General features: G+C 59.4%; 19 protein-coding genes. 7 read left to right on the forward strand and 12 right to left on the reverse strand.

The window, feature by feature from the left end; translation table 11 throughout:
- Positions 1-63: 63 nt before the first annotated feature.
- The 3 genes from ACA063_RS13045 to ACA063_RS13055 all read right to left on the reverse strand — a co-directional run bounded on the left by ACA063_RS13045 (position 64) and on the right by ACA063_RS13055 (position 3,249).
- A complete protein-coding gene (locus ACA063_RS13045) occupies positions 64-567 on the reverse strand; it encodes a GNAT family N-acetyltransferase (protein ID WP_497666198.1) in 504 nt (167 codons plus the stop codon).
- A gap of 25 nt (positions 568-592) precedes the next feature.
- Positions 593-1,222, reverse strand: a complete 630-nt coding sequence (locus ACA063_RS13050) for a glutathione S-transferase family protein (protein WP_497666199.1) — start codon at positions 1,220-1,222, stop codon at positions 593-595.
- 77 nt (positions 1,223-1,299) lie between these two features.
- A complete protein-coding gene (locus tag ACA063_RS13055; protein WP_497666200.1) occupies positions 1,300-3,249 on the reverse strand; it encodes a DNA topoisomerase III in 1,950 nt (649 codons plus the stop codon).
- A gap of 345 nt (positions 3,250-3,594) precedes the next feature.
- Between ACA063_RS13055 and ACA063_RS13060 the strand changes: the two genes are divergently transcribed.
- The 4 genes from ACA063_RS13060 (at position 3,595) to ACA063_RS13075 (ending at position 8,139) form a co-directional block, all read left to right on the forward strand.
- Positions 3,595-3,957: a DUF427 domain-containing protein gene (locus ACA063_RS13060; RefSeq protein ID WP_497666201.1), complete on the forward strand. Its 363-nt coding sequence runs from the start codon at positions 3,595-3,597 to the stop codon at positions 3,955-3,957.
- A 115-nt stretch (positions 3,958-4,072) separates the two neighbouring features.
- Positions 4,073-4,594 carry a sigma-70 family RNA polymerase sigma factor gene (locus ACA063_RS13065; protein WP_497666202.1) on the forward strand — a complete coding sequence of 174 codons (522 nt, stop codon included), beginning with the start codon at positions 4,073-4,075 and terminating at the stop codon, positions 4,592-4,594.
- Complete coding sequence (locus ACA063_RS13070) at positions 4,591-5,535, forward strand: FecR domain-containing protein (RefSeq protein WP_497666203.1); 945 nt, start codon at positions 4,591-4,593, stop codon at positions 5,533-5,535. Before ACA063_RS13065 ends, ACA063_RS13070 begins: the two co-directional genes overlap by 4 nt.
- A gap of 129 nt (positions 5,536-5,664) precedes the next feature.
- Positions 5,665-8,139 carry a TonB-dependent siderophore receptor gene (locus ACA063_RS13075; RefSeq protein ID WP_497666204.1) on the forward strand — a complete coding sequence of 825 codons (2,475 nt, stop codon included), beginning with the start codon at positions 5,665-5,667 and terminating at the stop codon, positions 8,137-8,139.
- Positions 8,140-8,346: 207 nt separating this feature from the next.
- On the opposite strand, the gene lldD is transcribed toward ACA063_RS13075, so the two are convergent.
- The 3 genes from lldD to ACA063_RS13090 form a co-directional block, all read right to left on the reverse strand.
- The gene (gene lldD / locus ACA063_RS13080; RefSeq protein ID WP_497666205.1) at positions 8,347-9,489 is read right to left on the reverse strand and encodes an FMN-dependent L-lactate dehydrogenase LldD; all 1,143 of its coding nucleotides are present in this window, start codon (positions 9,487-9,489) and stop codon (positions 8,347-8,349) included.
- A gap of 229 nt (positions 9,490-9,718) precedes the next feature.
- On the reverse strand, positions 9,719-11,341 hold the full coding sequence (locus ACA063_RS13085) for an MFS transporter (RefSeq protein WP_194693335.1): 1,623 nt from the start codon (positions 11,339-11,341) through the stop codon (positions 9,719-9,721).
- Positions 11,342-11,671: 330 nt separating this feature from the next.
- Positions 11,672-13,318 (reverse strand): GMC family oxidoreductase, encoded by a 1,647-nt coding sequence (locus ACA063_RS13090; RefSeq protein WP_497666206.1) that lies wholly within the window; start codon positions 13,316-13,318, stop codon positions 11,672-11,674.
- Between the two features lie 121 nt (positions 13,319-13,439).
- On the opposite strand from ACA063_RS13090, the gene ACA063_RS13095 reads away from it, so the two are divergent.
- Positions 13,440-14,342, forward strand: coding sequence for a LysR family transcriptional regulator (locus ACA063_RS13095; protein WP_497666207.1), 903 nt, complete (start codon positions 13,440-13,442; stop codon positions 14,340-14,342).
- Between the two features lie 127 nt (positions 14,343-14,469).
- Here ACA063_RS13095 and ACA063_RS13100 read toward each other — a convergent pair whose 3' ends face one another.
- Together ACA063_RS13100 and ACA063_RS13105 are read right to left on the reverse strand one after the other, a co-directional pair.
- Positions 14,470-15,567 carry a DNA alkylation repair protein gene (locus ACA063_RS13100; RefSeq protein WP_497666208.1) on the reverse strand — a complete coding sequence of 366 codons (1,098 nt, stop codon included), beginning with the start codon at positions 15,565-15,567 and terminating at the stop codon, positions 14,470-14,472.
- A gap of 215 nt (positions 15,568-15,782) precedes the next feature.
- Positions 15,783-17,606 (reverse strand): monovalent cation:proton antiporter-2 (CPA2) family protein, encoded by a 1,824-nt coding sequence (locus tag ACA063_RS13105; RefSeq protein WP_497666209.1) that lies wholly within the window; start codon positions 17,604-17,606, stop codon positions 15,783-15,785.
- A gap of 188 nt (positions 17,607-17,794) precedes the next feature.
- Between ACA063_RS13105 and ACA063_RS13110 the strand changes: the two genes are divergently transcribed.
- A complete protein-coding gene (locus ACA063_RS13110) occupies positions 17,795-18,103 on the forward strand; it encodes an RcnB family protein (protein WP_497666210.1) in 309 nt (102 codons plus the stop codon).
- Between the two features lie 218 nt (positions 18,104-18,321).
- On the opposite strand, the gene ACA063_RS13115 is transcribed toward ACA063_RS13110, so the two are convergent.
- Together ACA063_RS13115 and ACA063_RS13120 are read right to left on the reverse strand one after the other, a co-directional pair.
- On the reverse strand, positions 18,322-18,645 hold the full coding sequence (locus ACA063_RS13115) for a protealysin inhibitor emfourin (protein WP_497666211.1): 324 nt from the start codon (positions 18,643-18,645) through the stop codon (positions 18,322-18,324).
- Positions 18,642-19,706 (reverse strand): M4 family metallopeptidase, encoded by a 1,065-nt coding sequence (locus ACA063_RS13120; RefSeq protein ID WP_497666212.1) that lies wholly within the window; start codon positions 19,704-19,706, stop codon positions 18,642-18,644. Before ACA063_RS13120 ends, ACA063_RS13115 begins: the two co-directional genes overlap by 4 nt.
- 152 nt (positions 19,707-19,858) lie before the next feature.
- Between ACA063_RS13120 and ACA063_RS13125 the strand changes: the two genes are divergently transcribed.
- The gene (locus tag ACA063_RS13125) at positions 19,859-20,197 is read left to right on the forward strand and encodes an FKBP-type peptidyl-prolyl cis-trans isomerase (RefSeq protein ID WP_497666213.1); all 339 of its coding nucleotides are present in this window, start codon (positions 19,859-19,861) and stop codon (positions 20,195-20,197) included.
- 219 nt (positions 20,198-20,416) lie between these two features.
- Here the strand turns inward: ACA063_RS13125 and ACA063_RS13130 are convergent, their stop codons facing one another.
- A complete protein-coding gene (locus ACA063_RS13130; RefSeq protein ID WP_497666214.1) occupies positions 20,417-20,752 on the reverse strand; it encodes a hypothetical protein in 336 nt (111 codons plus the stop codon).
- Between the two features lie 67 nt (positions 20,753-20,819).
- Positions 20,820-21,932 (reverse strand): cytochrome P450, encoded by a 1,113-nt coding sequence (locus ACA063_RS13135; protein ID WP_497666215.1) that lies wholly within the window; start codon positions 21,930-21,932, stop codon positions 20,820-20,822.
- Positions 21,933-21,983 lie beyond the last annotated feature (51 nt).

The following is a 21,983-nucleotide window of genomic DNA, read 5'->3' on the forward strand; positions in this document are numbered from 1 at the left end:
TCTGGCACTACATATTGTCGGACAAAGCGGATTGGAATTAAAAAAAAGGCGGGGCCATGTCATTCAGGGCGATGGAGAAAAAGCCTGGAAACGGTAAACAGTGCAGGAGTATTCGTCGATAAGTCGTTGATGCAGGGTGAAATCACCGCCGGTGAGCGCCGGCATGACGTTGGCCCAAAACAGCCGTGCCGGCTGGTTCTTATCGAGATGGAAAATTTGCCATTCACCGGGGTGACGGCTCAAGAGGGCAGATACGACAAACGTTGCGACACCTTGACCGCGAAAGCGCCGAGCGACGAACAAGTAACCGATGTTGTGCGCTGCGCCCTCCAGATGAGTGACATCATCCATGGTCACGAAGCCGGCGAGCTCACCATCGACGGTAATCAGAAAGGGTTGAGTGGTCGGTTTACGCCAGTAATCCGGCATCGGCTGGATGTTGAAGAAGCCATGCTCACCCAGCTTCAGCGGCAGCCACTCGCTGAGGTCGTAGGTGTAGAACTGCATCAGATTCTCAATGGTTTCCAATTCGTCGCGCCGGGCGGCGTGCAGTTCTACCGAGGGCATAGTGGGCGGCTCCTGTCGGGCTGTATCAGTGTGGGGCGAAGTCGTACTGGCCGCCTGTCTTCAGTGCGGCCGCATACGCAGGACGCTTCTGGAAGCGCTCGACCCAGGCTGCAACATGCGGGTACTGATCCAGCTTGCCTTGGGCTCTGGCGATCTCGCCGATAAAACTCATCTGGATATCTGCAGCGCTGAATTCGTTGCCCAGCAGATAATCGGATTTGCTCAGCGCTGTGTCGAGGTAGCCGAGGTAGTTGGCCACTTCCGAATTGATCCGTGGGTGTAAGGGCGCACCGGCCTCACCGAGGCGACCTACATACAGATTCAGCATCAGTGGCAACATCGCCGAGCCTTCGGCGAAGTGCAGCCATTGCACATACTCATCATAGGCAGGGGTGGCTGGATCAGGCTGCAGGCGGCCTTCGCCGTGACGTCGAATCAGGTAGTCGATGATCGCCGCGGACTCGATCAGCTTCTGTGCGCCATCCTCGATCACCGGGGATTTACCCAGGGCGTTCACCGCCTTGAGTTCCGGCGGGGCGAGGTTGGTTTTCGGGTCGCGCTGGTAGCGTTTCAGCTCGTAGGGAATGGCCAGTTCTTCCAGCAGCCAGAGAATCCGCTGGGAGCGAGAGTTGTTCAGGTGATGGACAATGATCATGTTCGATGCCTATTCAGGTTTGGGGCTGTCGCCGGGCTTGAAGAACACTAGACCATCACGGTCAGCGCGAAGTGCCCTTACGCTTTGCTGGCCGGTTTGGTCGTTCGCCTGGCACCGGTCGTGGTTTTGCGCTTGGCGGGTTTGCGTTTGTTTTTCCACGGCGTTGCAGCACGCCCGGCGGGGCTGGCAGGACCGCTGATGGTCAGGCTCAGTCCAGCGCACCGGGCGACTTGCTTGCTCATCCACGCCGCCTGTTTGGTGACGAATTCTTCCAGGCTCATTTCGCCGCTTTGCACCATGTCCAGCGCCTGCTCCCAGATCGCCGTGGTACCGGGGTCGGCGATGGCGCGCGGTACCGCATCGATCAGGCTGAACGCCGCCGGGGTTGCCGCCAGCGCCTTGCCGTTCTTGATCAGGTAACCCCGGTCGAGCAGGCCCTGAATGATCGACGCGCGTGTCGCCTCGGTGCCAATGCCCGTGGTGTCCTTGAGTTTTTGCTTGAGCAGCGGGTCTTCCACCAGCTTGGCGACGTTTTTCATCGCCTTGATCAGGTCGCCTTCGGTGAAAGGTTTGGGCGGTTGTGTCCAGAGGTCCTTGAGCTTGACGTCGGCGATCGCGCAGTCACGCCCTTCAGTCAGTGCCGGTAGCGTCTGCGGTGCGGGTGCCTCGCGTCCTTTCGCCGGCGCCAGGGCCTCGGGCAAGGCGCGTTTCCAGCCGGGTTCGACGATCTGTTTGCCGACGGCACGCAACGCCTCGCCGGCGCAGTTGAAGTCGGCCTGGGTACGATCGTATTCATGGTTGGGCAGGAACTGCGCCAGGTAACGGGCGCGAATCAGCGTGTACACCGCTCGCTGCTTGCCCACCAGCCTGTCGAGATTTTTTGCCGCCGCCGTCGGAATGATGCCGTGGTGGGCGCTGACCTTGGCATCGTTCCAGGCCCGGGAGCGCCGCTGAGGTTCAAGGTGATCATTCAAGGCGTTGAGGGTCGGATCGGCCTGTTTCAAGGCCGCCAGAATCGACGGCGCTTCACTGTGCTGGCTGACCGGCAGGTAGCCGCAATCGCTGCGTGGGTAGGTAATGACTTTGTGAGTTTCGTAGAGCGCCTGGGCGATGTCGAGGGTTTCCTGTGCGCCAAGCCCGAGTTTTTTCGAGCAGACTTCCTGCAAGGTGCCCAGATCGAAGGGCAGTGGCGCCACTTCGCGCATGCGCTCGGTGCGCAGTTTGATGACACGGGCACTGTCTGCACTGGCAATAGCGTTCGCAGCTTGCTGCGCCAGTGCCTGATTCAGGCACCGGTCCTGGTCGTCGCAGACCTCGGAGGCCGCCCGCCATTGCGCCGTAAATACGGTGCCGTCGTGCCGCAGGTGCACATCGATGGCCCAGTAGGCGACCGGCACGAAATCGGCGATGCTTCGGTCACGATCCACCACCAGACGCAGGGTAGGGGTTTGCACCCGACCCACCGGCAACACGCCTTGATAACCGGACTGGCGTCCCAGCAGCGTGAACAGCCGACTCATGTTCATCCCGATCAGCCAGTCAGCCCGGGAGCGGCCCAGCGCCGAGTGGTACAGGCTGAAGGTCTCGGCGCCTGGCTTGAGCGTTGCCAGGGCCTTGCGGATCGACGCGTCGTCCAGGGCGGACAACCAAAGGCGTCGAATTGGGCCGCGGTAACGACAATGCTCGACCAGTTCCCGGGCGATCATTTCGCCCTCGCGGTCGGCGTCCGTGGCGATCACCAACTCATCGGCCTCGCCCAGCAACCGTTTGACCGCCTTGTACTGGCTGGCAGTGCGTGGTTTGACGGTCATCTTCCATTTGTCCGGAATGATCGGCAGGTCGGCCAGTACCCAGCGCTTGTATCGAGCGTCATAGGCATCCGGCGGCGCGGTTTCCAGCAGATGGCCGATGCACCAGGTCACAGTGACGTCCGTTCCCAGCCAGCAGCCGTCGCCGCGACGTTTCGCGCCAAGCACGGCCGCAATGTCTTTGGCCTGGGAGGGTTTTTCACAGAGATACAGCCGCATAACCACCATCGTTCAACAAGTGTGCCAGAGGCGCACAGAATGGCGGGTGACGAACGATGGAGCAACCTTTATCTGTATGGATGTACAGTCGTCCGGTTTCCGGTCATTACGAGCATGACGATGTTCTGCCGTTCGCCCTTTGCAGTCGATAAAGAGAGGCGAACTTGCTTCCGTTCGGCTGTGGAGCCATCGCGAGGGGAAAAGATGGGTTATACCTGAAGGATGGGCCGTGCAGGTGGTTGCCTGACACCCAGCGGGAGCGAGCTCAGTCGCCACTGGCACGCTCTTCAATCAGGTCAACGCCTCGGCCATCAGTGATTCCAGTCCTTCAGAGGAATGCATTCCATGCCTACTCCCCCCGCCGTCATTACCATTGCAGAACAACCGGGTTGTCTTCTGGTGAAGTTCCACGGTATCCAGGTGGCAGCGTCCGCACGTGCGCTGGTGCTGCTGGAGGCCAACTACCCTCCGGTGTACTACGTACCGCGCGAAGATATCGACGAAAAATATTTCGCACGGACCGACCACACCAGTTATTGCCCTTACAAGGGCGACGCCATCTATTTCAGTCTGCAGATCCCAGGGCACGAAGGCGCCAATGCGGTGTGGAGTTATGAAGATCCCAAGGTATCGGTCGAGCAGATCAGAGGTTATGTGGCGTTCTACCCTGATCAAGTGAAGTTTGAGCTTCTGGAGTCCGAAGTCTGATAGGCATGTCTGGTCGAAAAGGGGTTTGGATCAGCAACTGATAATGGCTATTGCCAACAACCGGTTACAACTATGACAATGCGAGTCATTATCAGGCGCGAATTATTCCATCGTCATGTCCGCCAACGAATTGTCCCTGCGCAGCGCCGTCAATGATCTGTATTGCGACCACCACGGCTGGCTCAGTGGCTGGCTGCGCAAGCGCCTGAACAACTCGTTCGATGCCGCCGACCTTGCGCAGGACACCTTCGTTCGGGTGATCAAGGCGCGTAACGCGCTGGAAATCCGCGAGCCGCGACCTTATCTGTCGATGATCGCCAAGGGCCTGTTGGTCGATCTGTTCCGGCGACGCTCGCTGGAGCAGTCTTATCTGGAAGCCCTGGCTGCGATGCCGGAGTGGCAACACCCTTCGCTGGAAGATCAGGCGATCCTGCTACAGGCCCTGATGGAAATCGATCGACTGCTGCAAGGCCTGGGAGCGAAGGTCAAGCAGACGTTCATCCTCTCCCAGTTCGACGGCCTCACTTACCCGCAAATCGCCGAACGTCTGGGTATCAGCGTGCGCACGGTGAATAACCACATGGCCAAAGCCATGGAGCATTGTTGCCTGATGCAAATTCAGTTGCAGCTGGCATGAGCCTTTCGGCAGCGGAATTGGCGGCGATTGGCGTGGCGGCCCGGTGGTACGCAAGGCTTCAATCAGGTATCGCCACCGATGTGGATCGAGCGGCATGGAACACATGGCTGAACGCGGACCCCGCGCATCGTCATGCCTGGCAACGGATGACGGCGGTGGGCGAACAGATGGCGAGCGTGCCAGGGGTCCTGGCGTCGCCGGCCTTGCGCGGCGCGGATCGATCCCGGCGGCAAGTGCTGCGCAGCGTGGTGATGCTGTCGTCTGCCGGGTCGCTCGGTTGGCTGGGCTGGCGCAGTGAATCGACGCAAAATCTGTTTGCCGATTTACGCACTGCGGTTGGTGAGCGTCGAAACGTCCGGCTGGCGGATGGCAGTTCGTTGCTGCTGAACACCGATACGTCGGTAAACCTGCGTTTCGACGGTCGGCAACGGGTGCTGGAACTGTTGTGGGGGGAAATTCTGGTCACGACGGCCGTTGACCGTTCGCAGCGACCGTTCAAGGTGGTCACGGCACATGGTGAAGTCCTGGCGTTGGGAACGCGCTTTATTGTTCAGTCTCAAAACCAGGGCGCCGAGGTGGCGGTGCTGGAAAAAGCGGTTGAAGTCAGTGCCCATGGGGCAGACAGGAAGGAGCGACTGGAAGCCGGTCAGCGCCTGAATTTCAATGCCCGTGCGCTAGGGCCGGTGGGGCGCAACGATGCGTCGACGGGTGCCTGGCAACAGGGCAGCATCATCGCCATCGATCGTCCTCTGGCGGAGTTGCTGGCCGACCTTTCCCGCTATCGCACAGGGGTGTTGCGCTGTGATCCGCGCATCGCCGATTTGAAGGTGTCCGGCGCGTTCCCCATCGATAACACGGACCGTGCATTGGCAGCATTGGAAAGTGGTTTTTCGCTGCGCGTGAGTCGCTACAGCCGGTATTGGGTGACGGTCTCTCGTTAGTTCTGCGCCCCCCCAGGCGGTCAGGTATGACGGGGCGGAAAAAAATTCATGTCTTTTGCACTTTTCAACCACATCGTTCGGCTCATCCCTCAGTAAGCATTTATTGAAGGTTCTTGGGGGAGGGTAAGCATGTCTCGGGGGTACGCGCCAGGTCGTCTGGCGATCGCAATTAAGGTCGGTTTGCTCGCGGCAACGACGATGGGTTCGTGGCCGGTTGTAGCCATCGCCGCACCGGCACAACAGCAGAACTCGGTTCAATCGTTCGACATCGCCGCTGGCCCGCTGGCCGAAGTACTCAGCCATTTCGCCAGTGCCGCGGGCGCCGCCATTTCGTTTGATGCGCGGCAGACCGAAGGGATGAAATCGCCTGGGCTGAAAGGGGCTTTCGCCGTCAGTGAAGGTTTTTCCCGGCTGCTGGGCGGCAGTGGCCTGCAAGCCGAACCTCAATCCAATGGCACCTACATCCTGCGCCCCGAGCCGGCAATCGGTTCGGCCCTGGAGCTGGGGGCGACCAACATCAATGGGCAGGTGCTCGGTGCGACCACCGAGGACAGTGGCTCATACACCACCGGCGCGGTGACCATCGGCAAGGGCGAACACTCGCTCAAGGAAACACCGCAATCGGTCACGGTGATGACCCGCAAGATGCTCGATGACCAGAACCTCAATACCATCGATCAGGTCATGGAAAAAACGCCGGGCATTACGGTGTACGACTCGACCATGGGCGGTAAGTACTTCTACTCCCGGGGCTTTCGGATGTCGGGCCAGTATCAGTACGACGGTGTGCCACTGGACATGGGCAACCTGTATGTCCAGGCCGACAGTTTCAGCGGTGACATGGCCTATTACGACCGGGTCGAAGTGCTTCGTGGTGCGGCCGGGATGATGAAGGGATCTGGAGGCACCGCCGGCGGGGTGAACTTCGTGCGCAAGCGCGGTACAGCCACGCCGCACACCGAGGTGACGCTGTCCGGTGGCAGCTATGACAATTATCGCGGTCAGGTGGATACCAGCGGCCCGTTGAATGATTCGGGCACCTTGCGCGGCCGGGCCGTGGTTGCCGAGCAGAGTCGACACTACTTCGTCGACGACGCGAATCGCAAGGACCAGGTCTATTACGGCGCGCTCGACTTCGATCTGAGCCCCGACACGACGCTGGGTCTGGGCGTGGCCTATGAAGATGTCGACGCCAGTCCTTGCTGGGGCGGGCTGCCACGTTACAAGGACGGCAGCGACCTGAAACTCAGTCGCTCAACTTGCCTTGATCCCTCCTGGAACACCTGGCGCAGCAAGCGCACCACCGTGTTCAGTGATGTGAAACACCAGATCAACGACGATTGGGCATTGAAGGTCGCCAGCGTTTATACAAAGAACACCCAGGACATCAAGTACGCCTTCGCCTCGGGGTCCGTAACGCCCGGCGTCGACACCACCGGCATGCTGGGCAGCCTGTACGATTACGATCAGGTGGATTACGGCCTCGACGCCTATGTAGATGGCAAGTTTGGCGCGTTCGGCCAGCAACATGAACTGGTGGTGGGCTTCAACGCCAGTCGTTCAAAAAAGGATGACTTCTACTCCGTGGCCTTCCTGCCGCAGCGCCAGAATGTATTCAACCCGGACAAACATATCCCCGAGCCGGACGACAGCTACTTCACCGATAACTCATCCCGCGGCGGACCGGTCAATTCCGTGACCAAACAGAAGGGCGTTTACTCGACCTTGCGTTTGAAGCTGGCGGACCCGCTGACCCTGGTCATGGGCGGACGGGTGAGCTGGTACAACTCCGACACGGATTCCGTGTTCATCAATTCAGGCACCTCTGAGCACTCCCGCACCACCGAGACCGGCCAGGTCACACCGTTTGCCGGCGTGCTGCTGGACCTCAACGAGAACCTCACGGCCTACGCCAGCTATTCGGATATTTTTACCCCGCAAGGTAACTTCCGCTCCGAGGATGGTTCGACCCTCAAGCCGTTGGTGGGCCAGAGCTATGAACTGGGGATCAAGGGCGCCTGGTTCGACGGTCGCCTGAACAGCTCGTTCAACCTGTTCCGGACGATCCAGAAAGACCAGGCACAGACCGACTACAACTCCTCCTGCCCGTCATCGGACGGCTATTGCTACGTCAACGCCGGGAAGGTTCGCGCACAGGGTTTCGAAGCCGAGATCAGCGGTGAAGTCATCGAGCGCCTGCAATTGCTCGCGGGCTACACCTACACCCAGACCAAGACCCTCGACGACATCGACAGCAGCCTGAACGGTGCTGCGTTCAACAGCTACGTGCCGCGGCATGTGTTGCGCGTTTGGGGTGACTACGCTTTGGGCGGCGCGCTGGAGCGGTTCAGTATCGGTGCGGGCGTGAACGCGCAGAGCGATAACTTCCGGTTGTCGCCGGCGACGGGGGAGAAGCTTAGCCAATCGGGTTACGCGATCTGGAACGGGCGAATCGGCTACCGCATCGACGACACCTGGTCAGTCGCCCTCAACGGCAACAACCTGTTCGACAAGCGCTATTACGCCACCATCGGGACCGAGACGTTCGGGAACTATTACGGTGATCCACGTAATTTCATGATGTCGGTCAAGGCGAGTTTCTGACCGGTCCTGACCGCGCAGCACGCCGCAGAACCCTGTAGCAGCTGCCGAGCCTGCGAGGCTGCGTTGGCTCCGGGGTCGCGCTCGACCGCAGCAGTCGTAAACCTGAGTATGCGGTCTACCGAAATACCGCATCGTCCGGATTCACGACTGCTTCGCAGCCGGACGCAGCCTCGCGGGCTCGGCAGCTGCTACAGGGATTCGTGGTGTTTATGCGATGGTGTGCACCAACGTGGTTTCGTCGATCTGACCAATCGACGTCACCCCGGTCAACGTCATCGCCACGCGCATCTCTTTGGCGAAGATATCCAGCATGTTCTCCACCCCGCGTTGACCGTCCGCAGCCAGCGCATAGGCCATCGACCGCCCCAGCAATACGCCTTTTGCGCCCAGCGCCAGCATGCGGACCACGTCCAGCCCCGAACGGATTCCGGAATCCACCAGCACCGTCAGATCGTTGCCGACCGCCTGGACAATCGGTGGCAAAGCCCGAGCAGTCGAAAGCACACCGTCCAACTGCCGTCCGCCGTGGTTGGACACGACGATGCCGTCAGCGCCGAAAGTGACCGCGTCCTTGGCGTCCTGGGGGTCAAGAATGCCTTTGATGATCATCGGGCCTTTCCAGAAATCACGAATCCATTCCAGGTCGCTCCAGCTGATCGACGGGTCGAAGTTGTTCGCCAGCCAGCCCATGTAGTCTTCGAGCGTCACCGCTTTGCCGAGGTACCTGGAGATGTTCCCCAGATCGTGTGGCCGCCCCATCAGCCCGACATTGAAGGCCCAGTCAGGGCGGGTCATGGCTTGCAGCATGCGTCTAGACGAAGCGAACGGACCGGACATGCCCGAGTGAGCATCCCGATAGCGGGCGCCGGGCGTGGGCATGTCGACCGTAAACACCAGATTCTTCACGCCGGCGGCCTTGGCGCGTTCCAGGGCGTTTTTCATGAAGCCCCGATCCTTCAACACGTACAGCTGAAACCAGATGGGTTGTTGGCTTTGGGCGACGACCTCTTCGATCGAACACACAGAGACCGTCGACAGGCACAGAGGAATGCCTTTGTTTTCGGCCGCCCTGACCGCTTGCACCTCACCCCGACGAGCGAACATGCCGGTCAGGCCAACCGGCGCCAGGATGATCGGCATGGCCAGTTTTTGCTCGAAGAGAGTGGTTTCCAGGCTCAGGGTTTCAACGTTTTTAAGAATGCGCTGGCGCAGGCTGATAGCGGTGAGATCGGCGCTATTGGCCCTCAGCGTGTGCTCTGCATAAGCTCCCCCGTCGATGTAATCGAACAAAAACCGGGGAAGTTTGCGACGTGCCGCTTCGCGATAGTCGGATGCAGATGAAATGATCATGAATACAGGTGCCTCGATCGGGTGAGTGGCGGGGCTGTGTTGCGCATTGCTGATTGCAGATTACCGAAAACCCTGTGGCGAGGGAGCTTGCTCCCGCTGGGTCGCGAAGCGGCCCCCTCTTACACCTAAAAAGCAGGGGACTGCTTCGCAGCCCAGCGGGAGCAAGCTCCCTCGCCACAGGTATAGCGCCGTGCTTCAGTGAACAGTATCACCCGCACTCGCGCTGGCTTCAGTTGGTGTCCAGATCCACGTTCTTCGTCTCACGCAAAAAGATCATCCCCACCACCAGGCTCACCCCGGTGATCAACACCGGATACCAGAGCCCGTAGAAAATATCCCCGGTGTACACCACCAGGGCGAACGACACGGTCGGCAGGAATCCGCCGAACCAGCCATTGCCGATGTGATAGGGCAAGGACATCGAGGTGTAGCGGATGCGCGTCGGGAACAGTTCGACCATCAGCGCCGCCAGCGGGCCATAGCACATGGCGGAGATGATGATCAGCGCGACAATCAGCGCCACTATCATCGGTTTATTGATCAACTGAGCGTCCGCCTGTGACGGGTAACCGGCCAAGGTGATCGCACCGCGCAAGGCTGCTTCGTCATAGCCGTCGATTTTGACGTCGCCGACGCTGACCTGCACGGCACTGCCGGCGGGTGCTGCAGCGCTGGTGTACGGCAGGCCTTGCTTGACCAGGAAGGTCTTGACCTTGTCGCACGGGCTGTCAAATTTCGCCTTGCCTACCGGGTCGAACTGGAACGTGCAGGTGGCCGGGTCCGCCAGTACGGTGATGGGAGCTTGTTGACTGGCCTGGTCGATGGCCGGGTTGGCGTAATGGGCCAGGGTCTTGAAGATCGGGAAGTACAGCGCGGTCGCCAGCAGCAGACCCACCATCAACACGGGTTTGCGCCCGACCTTGTCCGAGAGCCAGCCGAAGAAAATGAAGAACGGTGCACCGATGATGACGCTCACAATCAGCAGGCTGTTGGCCAGGGCAGGGTCCATTTTCAGGAACTGCGTGAGGAAGAACAGCACGTAGAACTGCGCCGCGTAGAAGGTCACGGCCTGACCGGCGTTGATGCTGAACAGGGCGATCAATACGACCTTGAGGTTTTCCCATTTGCCGAATGAATCGCGGATCGGCTGTTTGCAGAGTTTGCCTTCCTCTTTCATTTTCACGAAGGCCGGTGACTCGTGCAGGCTCAGGCGAATCCAGGTCGAAATGCCCAGCAGCACGATGGAAAACAGGAATGGAATGCGCCAGCCCCAGACTTCGAACTGGTCACCGGTAAAGTAGCGGCAACCGAGCACCACCAGCAGCGACAGCAACAAGCCGAGGGTCGCGGTGGATTGAATCCAGCTGGTGTGGAAGCCGCGTTTGCCCATCGGTGCGTGTTCTGCAACGTAGGTAGCAGCGCCGCCGTACTCGCCACCCAGGGCCAGGCCCTGGAGCATGCGCAAGACCACAAGGATGATCGGCGCCGCGATGCCGATGCTGGCGTAGGTCGGCAGCAATCCGACGCAGAAGGTGGCCAACCCCATCAGGACGATGGTGGCGAGGAAGGTGTACTTGCGTCCGATCATGTCGCCAAGACGCCCGAAGACCAGCGCGCCGAAAGGCCGCACGATGAAACCGGCGGCGAATGCCATCAAGGCAAAGATGAACGCCGTGGTGTCGTTGACCCCCGCGAAGAACTGCTTGCTGATCACCGCCGCCAAAGCGCCGTAGAGGAAAAAGTCGTACCACTCGAACACCGTCCCGAGTGACGACGCGAAAATGACTTTGCGGGTGTCATGGCCGATCTCGGCGCGTCCCACGGACTCCAGAGGCTGAACATGTTCTGACATATCGGTATCCCTCACAGTGATTGTTTTTGTTGTTCCACTGTCGGCGCCGGCCTTGTGGGTTGGCGCCGCTACTTCGATGTACAGGATTTCTGTAATTCCTGTAACCCCGTAACTCCGTAACTCCGTAACTCCGTAACCCTGTAACCGCTGTAACCGCTGTAACCCCTGTAGGAGCTGTCGAGTGAAACGAGGCTGCGATCTTTTGATCTTTTGATCTTTTGATCTTTTGATCTTTTTCTTTGCAATCAAATCAAGATCAAAAGATCGCAGCCTCGTTTCACTCGACAGCTCCTACACAGCTCCTACACAGCTCCTACAGCAGGCGGGCGTTCAGACATTCGTGACCAGTTCCTTCGGCCCTGTGCAGCTCCTTGTGGCTGGGTTGAGGATCATGTGTGCCGCTTTCTCGGCAATCATCAGCGTAGGCGAACAGGTGTTGCCCGAGGTGATTCTCGGCATGATCGAGGCGTCGGCGATGCGCAGGCCGGGGATGCCGTGGACATTGAGTTGAGCATCTACCACCGCATCCGCGTCATTGCCCATCTTGCAAGTGCCGACCGGGTGGAAGATGGTCGTTCCGATTCGGGCCGCTGCCTCATGCAGTTCTTCTTCACTTTGCAAACGGTCGCCGGGCAGGTACTCCACCGGTTTGAACCCTTGCAGCGCCGGTGCGCAAACGATGCGTCGAGTCAGGCGAATGGCGTCCGCGGCTACGCGCAAGTCTTCTGGGTGACTCAAATAATTGGGCTGAATCAGCGGCGCGTCCTGAGGGTTGGCGCTGCGGATGTCTATGCGGCCCCGGCTGCGTGGTCGCAGATCACACACCGACGCTGTAAAGGCGGGGAAAGCATGCAACGGCTCGCCGAAACGCTCCAGCGACAGCGGTTGCACGTGGTATTCGAGATTGGCCGACGTCTGTTCCGGACCGGAACGCGCGAAGGCGCCCAATTGGCTCGGCGCCATGGACAGCGGACCGCTGCGGTCGTACAGGTAACGCAAGCCCATGCCCATCTTGCCCCACACACTGCCAGCGATCTGGTTCAGGGTGCGCGCGTTTTCCAGTTTGTAGATCAGTCGCAGTTGCAGGTGATCCTGCAGATTGCCGCCTACGCCAGGAAGCTCATGCACGACGCCGATCCCGAGTTTTTCCAGCAGCGGGCGGGGGCCGATGCCGGAACGTTGCAGGATGCTCGGTGAGCCGACGGAACCGGCGCACAGGATGATCTCCTTGCGAGCCTTGAACGTCTTCGGCTGGCCACTGCAGCGAGTGATGACCGCCGAGGCGCGGCCGTTTTCCAGCTGCACGCGGTCGACTTCGACGTCGGTCAGTACGGTGAGGTTGGGTCGATGGCGGACCGGTTTGAGGAACGCCTTGGCCGCGTTCCAGCGAACGCCGCTTTTCTGATTGACCTGGAAATAGCCGCAGCCTTCATTGTCGCCCTGGTTGAAGTCATCGATGCTGGCGATGCCGGTTTGCTCGGCCGCGTGCCGGAAGGCATCCAGAATCGGCCATGAAAGGCGCTGGCGCTCGATCCGCCATTCCCCGGCCGCGCCATGAAATTCGGAGTCGCCCGCAAAGTGATCTTCGCTTTTCTTGAACATTGGCAGCACGTCGTTCCAGCGCCAGCCCGGATTGCCGTCAGCGGCCCAGCCGTCGTAATCGCCGGCCTGGCCCCGCATGTAGATCATGCCGTTGATGGAAGAACAACCGCCGAGCACCTTGCCCCGCGGATAACTCAGGGCCCGGCCCTGCAGACCGGTTTGCGCCTCGGTCTTGAAGCACCAGTCGGTGCGCGGGTTGCCGATGCAGAACAGGTAACCCACCGGGATATGAATCCAGGCGTAGTTATCGCGGCCGCCGGCTTCGAGCAGCAGTACCCGGTGTTGCGCGTTGGCCGACAGTCGATTGGCCAGCAAACACCCCGCCGGACCGGCGCCGACCACGATGTAGTCGTATGCATCTAGGGAAGTCCGCATCCCTGACCTCGTCTTGTTGTTCTTGTTGTCGGTCATCCTAGTTGTTAGCTTTCGTTTAAAGAATGTTAGTTTTTGCGCAGCCGCTGTGCGTTTTTAAACAGCGTAGCCCTAAGGACGATTCATGTTCGATTGGAATGACCTGCGGTTTTTTCTTGAGTTGCAGCGCAGCGGGCGGTTGCTGACGGCGGCCCGGCGCTTGAACACCACCCACGCCACGGTGGCCCGGCACATTGAAGCCATCGAAAAGAGCCTGGACACCGCCTTGTTCGTGCAGCACGCCCAAGGTTACGAATTGACCCCGGCCGGCGAAGCGCTGCTTAAACATGCCGAAGCGATGGAAAACGTAGCGCTGCTGGCCCAGGAGGAAATCACCCAGTCCACGGCGCCGCTGGGCAAGATTCGCGTTGGCGTGACCGAAGGGCTGGGCATCATGTTTCTCGCCAGTCGCATGAACGGTTTGTTCGAACGTTATCCGGGGCTGGAAGTGGAATTGGTCGCGGTGCCGCGATTCGTCAGCATCCTCAATCGCGAAGCCGAAATCAGCATCCACCTCGAACGCCCTGCGGCGGACATGCTGGTCACCCGCAAACTCACTGATTACCGTCTGGCGCTGTATGCCAGCCAGGATTACCTCGACCGTGCGCCGCCCTTGCGCAGCCGTGAAGACCTTGGACGCCACGCCTGGATCGGCTACGTCGACGACCTGTTGTTCAGCCAGGAATTGATGTTCCTCAACAGCTTCTGCCGCAATCCGCAGGTGGTCTTCCACAGCACCAGCGTCATCGCTCAGCAACAGGCGGCGCGCTCGGGACTGGGGATCGCCGTGCTGCCGTGTTACATGGCCAGCGCCGACTCGGGATTGGTGCCGTTACTGCCTGAGGAAAGCATTCTGCGCAGCTACTGGATCAGCACCCGCCGCGAGTTGCACAAATCGGTGCGGCTGCGGGTGTTGTGGGATTATGTGGTGGAGTTGTGTGAGCGTGAGCAGGCGCTGTTGCTGGGCATGAATGCAAGCGCGACCTAACAGACGTACTCCCCTGTAGGAGCTGTCGAGTGGAACGAGGCTGCGATCTTTTGATCTTGCTTTTAAAAGCCAAAGTCAAAAGATCGCAGCCTCGTTCCACTCGACAGCTCCTACAGAGGGACGGATTTCAGTCGAGGATCTCGAACAACGTGCTGGCCAGGCGTTCGCCATTCACCAGGATGTGCACCGCGTGCTTGCCTGCGTAATGCCGGCGGGTGGTGAGTTCCTTGATCTGCTGTCCGCGGCTGACGATTACCGTCGATTCGCCCGGCAGCGTCAACGCCTTGAGCTTGAACACCTTCGCCGAGGTGCTGCCGTTGGCTTTGACGTAGTCGATGGCATAGTCGATCACCAATCGCTGGCTGGTCTCGACCGTGGATTTCACGGCAAAGGACAGCGTGATTGTCTCCCCGAGCCTGATCACCGGCGGTTCGACCTTTACCTGGGTGATTTCGACCTCGGGTTTGCCGCCCGCGCCAATGATCGCCAGCGCCCGCTGATTGCCCTGTTTGATCAGGCTGCGCAACGCATGTTTGGCGATCCAGGCGGTGTGCTTGTTGTCCAGCGGCCAGCCTTCGATCAGGTCCAGCACCCACTCGGGGTGATCCTTGGTGATGTCATTGAGGTGGTTGGCCACCGACTTGCGCACGTAAAGACTGTCGTCGGCCTTGAGGTTGTCGAGGATCGCGGAAGCCAGCGCCGGGTTGGCCTGGATCTGTTCCAGACGAAAAGACCAGGGCAGGCGCGGTCGGCTGCCTTCGCTGGCCAGGCGCCGGACGTGTTCATTGTCATCCAGCGACCATTGGTGCATGACCGCGAGGGAGCGCTCGACGTCGCTGCGCAGGAAGTGCCGGACCGCGAACTCGGATGAACCGAACGCGGTGAAGTACTTCAATGCCTCCATGGACGTATCGAAGGTGTGGCTCCCGTACGTGGCGACGTAATGCGGTAAAGAAATGCTGACGAAACCGCTGTTAAGGCGTGGCGCCAGGTCGCGGAGGACGGTCAGGGAATCTTCGTAGCTCAGTGGCAACACCGCATGCAGACACTCGCTGACCCTGGCCATGCGCTGCATGATAGACAGTTCGGCGAGGCCTTCATTGGCCATTTTCAGGAACGCCTTGGCGTTGAACGCCGGGTACACAGCGGTCATTTCGGCGGCGATGTGCTGCAGGCGCTCGGCGTTAAAGATTTCCTTGAGGGCCGGCGAGGGTTGATCGGTCATCGTGCGTTCCTTGGAATGGGGTTTACCTGAAGTACCGCGTTATCGTTCCCGCACCTTCAACTTCAACATCAACATCAACATCAACATCATCATCGTCTGACACACCGCCATCGCTGGCAGGCCCGCTCCCACAAGGGATGTGTGTTGGACGCAGATCCAGTGTTCATTGCTGATCAAATGTGGGAGCGAGCCTGCTCGCGATGGGGCCGGACTTTTCACCGCAACAGTTTGGCCTTGCCCGCTTCCTGCTCCTCCAATTGATCGGATTCAAACAGCTTCGCCAATTCCGCCCGAGCCTCCTGCGCCGACTGCTGCACTTTTGCTTCATCGTCATAAATCGCGTGCTGAGCTTCCAGCACCTGCTCATCGTGGTGCTTGAAGCGCTTGATCCGCGCATCGGCCTGGGCCTGGGTCAGTCCCAAACCGACCAGCGTACGCCGGCTCATTTCCAGGCTCGAATAGTAGGTTTCCCGAATGGCCTCCGCACCGAGGTCTACCAACCGGTGAACGTGCTGGCGGTTACGTGCCCGGGCGATGATCTTGATATGCGGATACAGCTTGTGCACCAACTCGGCGGTCTTGATGTTGGTGTCCGGGTCATCGGTGGCGATGACAAAGTATTCTGCCTGCTCGACCTTGGCCGCGCTGAGGATTTCCGGGCGCATCGGGTCGCCGTAGAACACCGGCACGCCGCCAAAGCTGCGCGACAGTTCGATGGTTTCCACCGAGGTGTCGAGCGCCACGAACTTGATGTTCTGCGCCCGCAGGATACGCGCGACGATCTGCCCCATGCGGCCCATACCGGCGATCACCACCCGTGGCGTGTCGGTATCGATTTCACGAAATTTCTCCGGCACGTCCACCGGCTGCACCTTCGGGCTGACGAGTCGTGCGCAGATCAGCAACAGGAGCGGCGTCACAGCCATCGAGAGGGTGATGGTCAGGACCAGCATGTCGTACAGATGCGGCTCGAACAGACCCTTGTCACGGCCAATCTTGAACACCACAAACGCAAACTCACCGCCCGCCGCCAGCACGATACCGAGGCGGATCGCACTGACCTTGCCCAAGCCACCGGCCAGCCGACCCACGAGGAACAGCAGCGGCAGTTTGATCGCGATCAGCAGCAGCGTCAGGCCCAACACCGTGATCGGTGCGCTCAGCAGCAGGCTCAGGTTCGCGCCCATGCCGACGCTCATGAAAAACAGCCCCAGCAACAGACCCTTGAAGGGTTCAATCTGCGCTTCAAGTTCATGGCGATATTCGGAGTCCGCCAGCAGCAGGCCAGCGAGAAACGCTCCCAGCGCCATGGATATACCGACCAGGTCCATCAACCACGCCGTGCCCATGACCACCAGCAGCGCCGTGGCGGTGGAAACCTCCGGCAAACCGGCTTTCGCCACCACGCGGAACACCGGGCGCAGCAGATACCGCCCGCCGATCACCACCACAGCGATACTGCCCAACACGCGCAAACCCAGGTTAAGGTTCTCGGCAGCGGTCGTGACGTGATCGCCTCCCGCCAGCAGTGGCACCATGGCGATCAGCGGGATCGCGGCAATGTCCTGGAACAACAGAATCGCAAACGCCAACCGCCCATGGGGGCTGGTCAACTCTTTGCGCTCGGCCAGGCTTTGCAGGCCAAACGCAGTAGAGGACAAAGCCAGGCCCAGGCCCAGCACAATCGCGCTGTTCCAGGGTTGGCCGAACGCGAATAACGCCGTCAGGCCAATCGCCGAGCCCGTCAGCAGCACTTGCGCCAGACCGACGCCAAACACCGATCTGCGCATCACCCACAACCGTCGCGGTGACAGTTCCAGGCCGATGATGAACAGCAGCAACACCACCCCGAGTTCGGAAATGTGGCTGACGCTTTGCGGATTGCCGATCAGGCCCAGCACCGACGGACCGATGATTACCCCGGCAAACAGATAACCCAGCACAGCCCCCAGTTGCAGAAGCTTGGCCAGGGGCACGATGAGCACCGCCGCGCACAGAAACACAACAGCGGCTTGTAACAGGTTGCCTTCGTGGGGCATGACTGACTCCAGAACTCGGTACGGCGGGGGACAAGGATAAAGGGTGTAACGGCATGCGTCAGCTTTGGCCGCAATGATTGTAAGAATGGCGCGTCGTGTGTACGGCGTTAAATCAATTCGACGTGAATGAATGATTTCGTCTGCGTGCAGTCGGAGTTCACGTACCACACATCCTTGGAGGATCACCCATGAACAGCAAAACCTTGATCGCCGCCCTGGCCATTGCCGCAGGCGTTGCCGGTATCAACCCCATCGTTCAAGCGGATGACCCACCGCAGAAAACCGTACAGCCCGGCGTTAACAACAGCCGCGAGCTGGTCGTCGGCGACCGCGCGCCGGACGTCTATCAGCGCAGCGACAAAGCCCTGAAAAACTGGAAAGCAAAAGGCCTGGCTGCCCCGAAAGAACAGGCGCAATGGGTGCAGATCAATGACAAATACATGATGGTAATGATCACCAACGGCACGATCATCGACGTCACGCCGGTAGAGAAATAACGCTGCAGTGCGGGCAGGGTCGCTTGCATGAGTGATGCAAGCTATCCAGTGATCCTGGATTAAACCTGTGGCGAGGGAGCTCGCTCCCGCTGGGGCGCGAAGTGGCCCCGTCTTTTAGTTGCGTATCGAGACTAAGAGGATGGCTTCGCCCTCCAGCGGGAGCAAGCTCCCTCGCCACGAGAGCGCGCCTGGCTTTGCGTGCCCATCGGATATCAGCCTCACAACACTTCGCCTTTGTCCCACAGGTGAACGAGGTCACCCGGTGCCCGGTCCTCCGGTACTTTCAGCACCATTCGGTCAGCTTGCTCGCCGCTGCGGTAGTGCACTTCAATTTCATAGAAGCGCTGATCACTGCGGCCCGAAGACGAATCTGCAATGGGCAGGCAGCCTTCGAGTAATGAACAGATGCGCGTGCGCTGGCTGATGTCGCACTGCGCGAAATCGATACTGCGCGGACGCGTCAAGGCGTGGATCGAGGCCACACCGCCCTGACGGGAAAGGTGAATAACCGCATCGTCACCCAATGCAGGCAGGGTTTTCATGGTTTCTCCCGGTTGAGTTCAACACCGACATCAGACCAGGCCTGCGCCACAGCCTGCCTTTCTTCCGTGCCAAAACGCTGCAAGGCATGCTCAACGGTCAACGCTGCAAATTCACTGAACGAGGCTTCGCTGTTCAGGCGCTGGTCGCACAGCGCGTCGTACCAGATATGACCGGTTTTTTGCCAGGCGAAGCCGCCCAACGCCTGTGCCGCCAGATAAAACGCCCGATTGGGAATCCCGGAGTTGATGTGTACACCTCCGTTGTCCTCCTGGGTGATGACAAATTTGCTCATGTGCGCTGGTTGCGGGTCCTTGCCGAGTAGCGGGTCGTCATAGGCCGTACCGGGATGAGCCATCGAGCGCAAGCCGACGCCTTTTATCTGCGGTGTCAGCAAGTCGGCGCCGATCAGCCAGTCTGCCTCTTCGGCGGTCTGGCCCAGCACATGCTGCTTGATCAATACCCCGAAAACATCCGATATCGATTCATTCAACGCTCCGGACTGGTTGTTGTAGATCAGGCCCGCTTCGCTTTCAATCACACCGTGGGACAGCTCGTGGCCGATCACATCCAGCGAGCGCGTAAAACGTTCGAAAATCTCGCCGTCGCCATCACCGAACACCATTTGCGCACCGTTCCAGAACGCATTTTCATAGTCCTGGCCGTAGTGCACGCTGCCAATCAGCGCCATTCCGTTGTTGTCGATCGAGTCGCGTTCGAGCACCTTCCAGAAGAAATCATAGCTGGCGCCCAACGCGTCATAGGCCTCATCGACCGCCGGATCTCCCGTCGGTGGCTGGCGTTCGACACGCACCGGCATCCCGGGCAAGAGCATCTTCCCCTGAGCATCATGGACGCTGCGTTGCACCACACCGGGCTGGGTGGAGGGTGGCAGCATTGTCGCGACGGGAGCGCGTACCGGTGGGAAGGGTGCGTGGCGCAGGGTGCGCACATGGGTCAACGTGACCCGTGCACTGGCGCGTTGCCGCTCGGAGCCATGGGCAATAATGCGGTGCAGAATGTAGGGAGGAATGAAGCTGCACAGTGATCGTGAGTCGTTCATCAGAGCGTCCTTTCCCGAGTGCGAAGTCGATACTTATGTGAGCGAACGTTTGAGGATTCGGTTCCATGGATTGCCAACGGCGTCCGATTCTGCGAAAACCTGCGTCCATGCCCGTTACGAACCGGGCGACAGACAGTGGACGAGTAAGCCGTATGAATGACCAATTGCAGATTATCGATTTGGAACCGGGTGATGGCAAAGCGGCTGTGAAGGGCGCTTTGATCACAACTCAATACCGTGGCTGGCTCGAAGATGGCACCGAATTCGATTCTTCCTACAGCCGAGGAAAGCCTTTCCAGTGTGTGATCGGGACAGGGCGCGTGATCAAGGGCTGGGATCAAGGAATCATGGGGATGCAGGTGGGCGGCAAGCGCAAATTGCTGGTGCCGGCGCACCTGGGTTATGGCGAGCGGACCATGGGGTTGATTACGCCGAATTCGAATCTGATATTTGAGATTGAGTTGCTGGAAGTGTTGACGCGGGAAGATTGATTGTCGGGGTTGACCCGGCATCCATGCCGGGTTGCCCACTCCGCAGAAGCATACGCATACTCCTGTAGGAGCTGCCGCAGGCTGCGATCTTTTGACTTTGATCTGTCCAGTCAAAGGACGATGGAAGGTGCCCAGGATCTTCCAGAACTTTCACTGTCTCGCACCGAAAAGTTCCGGCGCATGCTGCAGCCGACGACATTTTGAAACCGACCTGAGAGCTCATGTAAAAAGCGCAATATCCTCCAGAGCGTCAGCGACAATCCCCTCAAGGGCCGGAAATTTCTTCTTCGCTTTGCTAAGTGCAGAGTCCACCGCCTTTACGTCCAATTCGACCTGCCTGCGAGCTAAATGGCCCACTGCACACACGGCGGCCGAAACGATTGTTTGGTTTTCTCTACTCATGTATTCCAGGCAAGTATTTTGAGCCCAGGCTTCATCCTGTTCGTTTAACCCTATTGAAACCAAAGCCGCGGCAACATCCGTTTCCACGTCACTCATGAGAAAAGTTGTGGTTTCTTCGTGACTCATCGATGGATTTTTATAGAAGAAGCTCACTTTTTTTCATCCAGAATATTGCCCCTGTTGAAGGGAGGGCAGACATACACGCTCAGTTGCCCGGCCACTACTTGAACAATGGAACACGCCCATTAACCGAACGCCGATACTCCCAACTCAATCGCCCCAGATCAAGCTTCACCGCCAAAACCTCCCTCACCGTCGCACCGGCAATTTCCATCGCCAGCACCTGCCCCGGACATTGATGACTTCCCGCACCAAAGGTAAAACTTCGACGATCCGGACGCTCAAGCATGAACACATCAGGAGTGTCGTTTAACCGGGGATCCCGATTGGCTGACGCCAGCAGCACCAGGATCACATCCCCGGTATTCATGCTTACGCCATCGATCTCACAGGGTGCGGCGACGAAGCGGCGGGTGTTTTGTACCGGTGGATCGAAACGTTGGGTTTCGGCGATCAAGTCGTCGATCCCTGTTGAATCACGGGGCAGCGCCGGATCTAGAATCAGTGCCAGCAAGGTGTTGCCGATCAAGCCTGCAGTGGCGTCATAGGTTTGTGAAAACAGTCCGATCAGGTTGGCGATCAGCGTTTGCGGAGTGGCCTCTGTCGTGGCGAAGCGTTGGCGGATGCCGGCTAGCAGGGCGCTTCGGTTGTGCGGGTCATCCAGCAATTCTGTGAAGTAACCGTTGAGCCGTTCGGCTGCGGTCTGTGCCGCAGCCAGTTGCTTTTGATCGCTCAAGGGCGACAGGCAGGCCACGAAGTCGGCTGTCAGTGCGCTGATGGCGCGGCCTTGAGCGGGGGAGAAGCCCAGAAGCGCCGCAACCACGCAGACCGGTCCACGGAACATGGCGTTATGCAGACCCTCAGCGTCAGGCGTGATCAATCGAGCGGCTATCAGTGTTTTTACTTCGTCCATATCAACCAGCGCCAATCCGGGTTGAATCGATGACCTCGGGCAACGCTGGCGTTCGCCGTCGTTCATGCGCATCAACTCACCGAAAACGGTCCCGGCCATCCCGCCGATGAGCGCTTTGGGTACGGGTTCATTGGACGGGCGAACATGGCAATCGGGATGTGCCAACACCGTCGCCACTGCTCGGGCGCTGCTGGCCACCCACAGGTTGAGCCCTTGATGGAAAACCAGTCCGCCCTCGGCGCGCAGTTGTGCATAGTAGGGATAAGGATCGGGATGAGTCGCAGCGATGATCGCGTCCATGGGTCGCAGCCTTGTTCTGAGGTTGAAAAGTGTTGCTACTATCTTCAGTTC

It is taken from the genome of Pseudomonas sp. LBUM1643 (assembly GCF_059716215.1).

Excerpts from the sequence above, each read along its gene's own strand:
- ACA063_RS13045 (WP_497666198.1), bottom strand. The coding sequence starts at position 567 with ATGCCCTCGGTAGAACTGCACGCCGCCCGGCGCGACGAATTGGAAACC.
- ACA063_RS13050 (WP_497666199.1), bottom strand. The coding sequence starts at position 1,222 with ATGATCATTGTCCATCACCTGAACAACTCTCGCTCCCAGCGGATTCTC.
- ACA063_RS13055 (WP_497666200.1), bottom strand. The coding sequence starts at position 3,249 with ATGCGGCTGTATCTCTGTGAAAAACCCTCCCAGGCCAAAGACATTGCG.
- ACA063_RS13060 (WP_497666201.1), top strand. The coding sequence starts at position 3,595 with ATGCCTACTCCCCCCGCCGTCATTACCATTGCAGAACAACCGGGTTGT.
- ACA063_RS13065 (WP_497666202.1), top strand. The coding sequence starts at position 4,073 with ATGTCCGCCAACGAATTGTCCCTGCGCAGCGCCGTCAATGATCTGTAT.
- ACA063_RS13070 (WP_497666203.1), top strand. The coding sequence starts at position 4,591 with ATGAGCCTTTCGGCAGCGGAATTGGCGGCGATTGGCGTGGCGGCCCGG.
- ACA063_RS13075 (WP_497666204.1), top strand. The coding sequence starts at position 5,665 with ATGTCTCGGGGGTACGCGCCAGGTCGTCTGGCGATCGCAATTAAGGTC.
- lldD (WP_497666205.1), bottom strand. The coding sequence starts at position 9,489 with ATGATCATTTCATCTGCATCCGACTATCGCGAAGCGGCACGTCGCAAA.
- ACA063_RS13085 (WP_194693335.1), bottom strand. The coding sequence starts at position 11,341 with ATGTCAGAACATGTTCAGCCTCTGGAGTCCGTGGGACGCGCCGAGATC.
- ACA063_RS13090 (WP_497666206.1), bottom strand. The coding sequence starts at position 13,318 with ATGCGGACTTCCCTAGATGCATACGACTACATCGTGGTCGGCGCCGGT.
- ACA063_RS13095 (WP_497666207.1), top strand. The coding sequence starts at position 13,440 with ATGTTCGATTGGAATGACCTGCGGTTTTTTCTTGAGTTGCAGCGCAGC.
- ACA063_RS13100 (WP_497666208.1), bottom strand. The coding sequence starts at position 15,567 with ATGACCGATCAACCCTCGCCGGCCCTCAAGGAAATCTTTAACGCCGAG.
- ACA063_RS13105 (WP_497666209.1), bottom strand. The coding sequence starts at position 17,606 with ATGCCCCACGAAGGCAACCTGTTACAAGCCGCTGTTGTGTTTCTGTGC.
- ACA063_RS13110 (WP_497666210.1), top strand. The coding sequence starts at position 17,795 with ATGAACAGCAAAACCTTGATCGCCGCCCTGGCCATTGCCGCAGGCGTT.
- ACA063_RS13115 (WP_497666211.1), bottom strand. The coding sequence starts at position 18,645 with ATGAAAACCCTGCCTGCATTGGGTGACGATGCGGTTATTCACCTTTCC.
- ACA063_RS13120 (WP_497666212.1), bottom strand. The coding sequence starts at position 19,706 with ATGAACGACTCACGATCACTGTGCAGCTTCATTCCTCCCTACATTCTG.
- ACA063_RS13125 (WP_497666213.1), top strand. The coding sequence starts at position 19,859 with ATGAATGACCAATTGCAGATTATCGATTTGGAACCGGGTGATGGCAAA.
- ACA063_RS13135 (WP_497666215.1), bottom strand. The coding sequence starts at position 21,932 with ATGGACGCGATCATCGCTGCGACTCATCCCGATCCTTATCCCTACTAT.